The sequence below is a fragment of the Kitasatospora sp. NPDC005748 genome, from assembly GCF_040630735.1.
Taxonomy (GTDB): Bacteria; Actinomycetota; Actinomycetes; order Streptomycetales; family Streptomycetaceae; genus Kitasatospora.
In genome coordinates this window covers 1-3,872 of the sequence record NZ_JBEXYD010000142.1, presented here as the reverse complement: position 1 = coordinate 3,872, position 3,872 = coordinate 1, and the positions used below count along the sequence as shown (strand labels likewise).

The 3,872-nt window shown below is 75.6% G+C and carries 4 protein-coding genes; 3 read left to right on the top strand and 1 reads right to left on the bottom strand.

Annotated features, from left to right (window positions below; genetic code table 11):
* On the bottom strand, positions 1-1,355 hold a 1,355-nt coding region (locus ABZ495_RS36855; RefSeq protein ID WP_359840350.1), incomplete at its 3' end, for an MFS transporter.
* A 158-nt stretch (positions 1,356-1,513) separates the two neighbouring features.
* Between ABZ495_RS36855 and ABZ495_RS36850 the strand changes: the two genes are divergently transcribed.
* The 3 genes from ABZ495_RS36850 to ABZ495_RS36840 are packed head-to-tail and all read left to right on the top strand — an operon-like array spanning position 1,514 to position 3,745.
* The gene (locus ABZ495_RS36850; RefSeq protein ID WP_359811533.1) at positions 1,514-2,050 is read left to right on the top strand and encodes a MarR family transcriptional regulator; all 537 of its coding nucleotides are present in this window, start codon (positions 1,514-1,516) and stop codon (positions 2,048-2,050) included.
* The gene (locus ABZ495_RS36845; protein WP_329491075.1) at positions 2,047-2,907 is read left to right on the top strand and encodes an ATP-binding cassette domain-containing protein; all 861 of its coding nucleotides are present in this window, start codon (positions 2,047-2,049) and stop codon (positions 2,905-2,907) included. Before ABZ495_RS36850 ends, ABZ495_RS36845 begins: the two co-directional genes overlap by 4 nt.
* On the top strand, positions 2,867-3,745 hold the full coding sequence (locus ABZ495_RS36840; RefSeq protein WP_359840348.1) for an ABC transporter permease: 879 nt from the start codon (positions 2,867-2,869) through the stop codon (positions 3,743-3,745). Before ABZ495_RS36845 ends, ABZ495_RS36840 begins: the two co-directional genes overlap by 41 nt.
* Positions 3,746-3,872 lie beyond the last annotated feature (127 nt).

The following is a 3,872-nucleotide window of genomic DNA, read 5'->3' as shown; positions in this document are numbered from 1 at the left end:
CCGCGGGCCCGGTCGCGGCGCCCCGCCCGGGGGGGGGCGGGGCGGGGGGGGGTCACCCGGCGGGCCGGGGGCCCCGGCCGGTGCCGGACGGCGGCGGCCGCTCCGGCGCCGGTCGGAGCCCCCGAGGCGGTGGGGTGGATCCGGCCGCGGCAGGCCCAGGCGGTGGCCGCCGCGAGGAGCGCAGTGCCGCCGCCCAGCAGCATGACGGCGGTGGTCGACCCGTGGTCCACCACCGTGCCGCCCGCCAGGGCGCCGATCGACAGGGTCGCCTGGAACGATGAGGTGAACACCACCCCGGCCGCCTCCGGTGCCTGCGGCGCCGCAGCGAGGAACCAGGTCAGCGAGCAGACCGGGACGGCGCCGTACGCCACCCCCCAGAGCACCAGGACGACGGCGGCGCCCGGACCGGAGCCGCCCAGGACCGGCAGCAGCAGGGTCGCGCCGGCGAGCAGGGCGGCGGCGCCGGCCAGCGCCGCTCCGGGGGCCCGGGCCGCCCGGTCACCGGCGAGGACGTTGCCGAGCAGCCCGGCCGCGCCGTAGCCGAGCAGGAGCCCGGTGACCAGCCCCGGCCCCGCGTGGGTGACCTCCGCCAGGAACGGCGAGACGTAGGTGTAGCTGCCGAAGTGGGCCAGCACGATCAGGAAGGTCACCGCGAGGCCGCTGCGGGTGCCCCGCCCGGCGAGCAGCCCGCGCAGCACGCCGAGACCCGTGCCGGCCCCCGGCGGGAGCGGCGGCAGCGAGACCAGGAGTGCGAGGAGCACCAGTACGGTCAGCGCGGCCATCGCGGCGAAGGCGGTGCGCCAGCCGGCCAGTGAGCCGATCAGGACCCCGGCCGGCACGCCGATGACCGAGCCGAGCGGCACGGCGGTGAAGAACACGGTGTTCGCCCGGGCCTGCCGCGCCGGTGCGACGAGGCGCGGGGCGAGCCCCGACCCGATCGACCAGAATGCGCCGATCACCAGGCCGAGCGCGACCCGGGCCGCCAGCACCGCCCAGTAGGCGGGGGCGAGCGCGTTGAGCAGGTCGGCGAACGCCAGCAGCGCCAGCAGGCCGCAGAGCATGGTGCGGCGGTCGGTGCGCCGGGTGGTGACGGTGACCACCGGCGCGGCCACCGCGGCGACCAGGCCGGGCAGCGTCATCATCAGCCCGGCCGTGCCGTCGGAGATCCGGAAGGAGGCGCCGATCGGGGTGAGCAGGCCGATCGGCAGGATCTCGGTGGTGACGAGGGAGAAGACGCCGGCCGTCACGGCCAGCACGGCGGGCCAGCCGCCGGTCCTGGCGCGGGGGCCGGGCGGGGCGCCGGCGGATGCGGGCGGGGCGAGGAGAGCGGTGTCTGGAAGAGCGGTGTCGGGCATGCCGGCGGTCCTGTCCGTGCGGGGTGGGTTCGGGTCGAAGTCCACCAGCGTGGCGGGGTGTTGGGCTGGCGTGAATCCGACGTGAACGTCCGGTCCGAGCGGCTTTCCATCGCCCGCGCCCTGGACGGATAGCTCTCACTGAGAGCTAAAATGGAGGCATGACCGCGGATGTCACGGACACCTCCGCCACCGCCCTGGGCGACGAGTTCTCCACCCTCCTCGTCGGGATCCAGCGCCTGGTCCGACGACGGCTGCGGGAGGGCCTGACCGAGCCCCGGCTGCGCGGCGCGCAGGTCGAGCTGCTGCGCCTGGTGGCCGACTCGCCGGGCCTGCGGGTCTCGGACGCGGCCGCGGAGCTCTGCCTGGCCGGCAACTCGGTCTCCACCCTGGTCAACCAACTGGTCGCGCTGGGCCTGCTGCGCCGCGAGGTGGACCCGGCCGACCGTCGGGCCGCCCTGCTCCACGTCACCGACGAGGCGGTCGAACGGCTCGCGGCCTGGCGGGCCCGGCGGTCGGCGCTGGTCGGCGAGGTGGTGGCGGGGCTGTCCGCCGAGGAGCGGACGGCGCTGGACGCCGCGCTGCCCGCGCTGCGCGGCGTCGCGGCGGGCCTGCGCGCCCGACCGGAGACGACGAGGCCGGAGACGAGGCCGGACAAGCCGAAGGCGAACGGGGCGAAGGAGAGGGTGCGGCGATGACGTCGGGCGAGGACGAGGCGGTGGTCTGCCGCGGCCTGGAGTACTCCTTCCATCGCGGCCGGGGGAAGGACGGTGCCACCAAGGCGGTCGACGGGGTCGACCTGACGGTCCGCACCGGCGAGGTGTTCGGCCTGCTCGGCCCCAACGGCGCCGGCAAGACCACCACGATCCGGGCGATCACCACCCTGCTCCCGACGGCCGCCGGCATGGTCCGGGTCTTCGGCCACGACGCCGCCCGGCAGCGCACGCAGGTGCGCCGGCTGCTGGGCTACGTCCCGCAGCAGCTGTCCGCCGACGCGGGGCTGACCGGTCGCGAGAACGTCGCCCTGTTCGCCCGGGTCTTCGACGTGCCGAGGTCCGAGCGGTCCGAGCGGGTCGCCCAGGCGCTGGCCGCCGTCGACCTCACCGAGGCCGCCGACCGGATGGCCGGCACCTTCTCCGGAGGCATGGTGCGCCGGCTCGAACTCGCCCAGGCCCTGGTCAGCGCCCCGCGCCTGCTCGTCCTGGACGAGCCGACGATCGGCCTGGACCCGATCGCCCGGGCCGGCGTCTGGGAGCGCGTCGACGCGATCCGCCGGGCCACCGGGATGACCGTCCTGGTGACCACCCACTACATGGACGAGGCCGACCGGCACTGCGACCGGATCGCGCTGATGGACCGCGGCCGGATCCGCGCGCTCGGCACCCCGGGAGAGCTCAAGGACCGGGTCCGGGAACAGGACCCGCGGCAGTCCGAGCCCAGTCTGGACGACGTGTTCCGCCACTTCTCGGGCCGCGGCCTGGGCCGTGGCGAGGCCACGGAAGGAGACTTCAGCGATGTCCGCCGAACCCGTCGCACGGCCGGCCGGGTCGGCTGAACCCGCCGGCCCCGCCCCGGCCGCCGACCTGCCCGACCTCGCTCTGCTGCTGGTCCCGCCGCGTGCCCGCACGGGGGGGCGGGTGGTGCCGGCCCGGGTGGCCGCGATGTGCGTGGTCGAACTGCAGAAGCTGCGCCACGACCGCACCGAGCTGTACACCCGGGCGGTCCAGCCGGCGCTCTGGCTGCTGATCTTCGGCGAGACCTTCACCCGGCTGAAGGCGATCCCGACCGGCGGGATTCCGTACCTGGACTTCCTGGCGCCCGGGATCATCGCCCAGTCGGCGATGTTCATCGCGATCTTCTACGGCATCATGATCATCTGGGAGCGGGACTCCGGCGTGCTCACCAAGCTGCTGGTCACCCCGACCCCGCGGGCCGCGCTGGTCACCGGGAAGGCCTTCGCCGCCGGGGTCAAGGCGGTGCTGCAGGCCGCCGTGGTGGTGCTGCTCGCGGCGGCGCTCGGGGTCGCGATGACCTGGAACCCGCTGCGGCTGCTCGGCGTCGTGGTCGCGGTGGTGCTCGGGTCGGCCTTCTTCTCGTGCCTGTCGATGGCCGTCGCCGGCCTCGTGCTCACCCGGGACCGGCTGATGGGCATCGGCCAGGCGATCACCATGCCGCTGTTCTTCGCCTCGAACGCGCTCTACCCGGTGGACCTGATGCCCGGCTGGCTGCAGGCGGTCAGCCGGGCCAACCCGCTCAGCTACCAGGTCGACGCGCTGCGGGGGCTCCTCATCGGCACCCCGGCGCACCTTCCGCTGGACTTCGCGGTGCTGACGCTGGCCTCGGGGCTCGGCATCGCGGCGGCCTCCGGGCTGCTGGGGCGGCTCGCGCGGTAGCGACCGGGCCGCGTCGGTGTCCGGGTGTGCCGCGACGCCGCTGGACCGGACCGGGTGGTCGGGTGCAGCGGCGTTGTCGTGCCCGGGTGGGCGGGTGTGGCGGGTGGTGCTGGGGGTGTTACTTGGT

Coding starts and splice junctions, on each gene's coding strand:
- ABZ495_RS36850 (WP_359811533.1), top strand. CDS start 1,514: ATGACCGCGGATGTCACGGACACCTCCGCCACCGCCCTGGGCGACGAG.
- ABZ495_RS36840 (WP_359840348.1), top strand. CDS start 2,867: ATGTCCGCCGAACCCGTCGCACGGCCGGCCGGGTCGGCTGAACCCGCC.
- ABZ495_RS36845 (WP_329491075.1), top strand. CDS start 2,047: ATGACGTCGGGCGAGGACGAGGCGGTGGTCTGCCGCGGCCTGGAGTAC.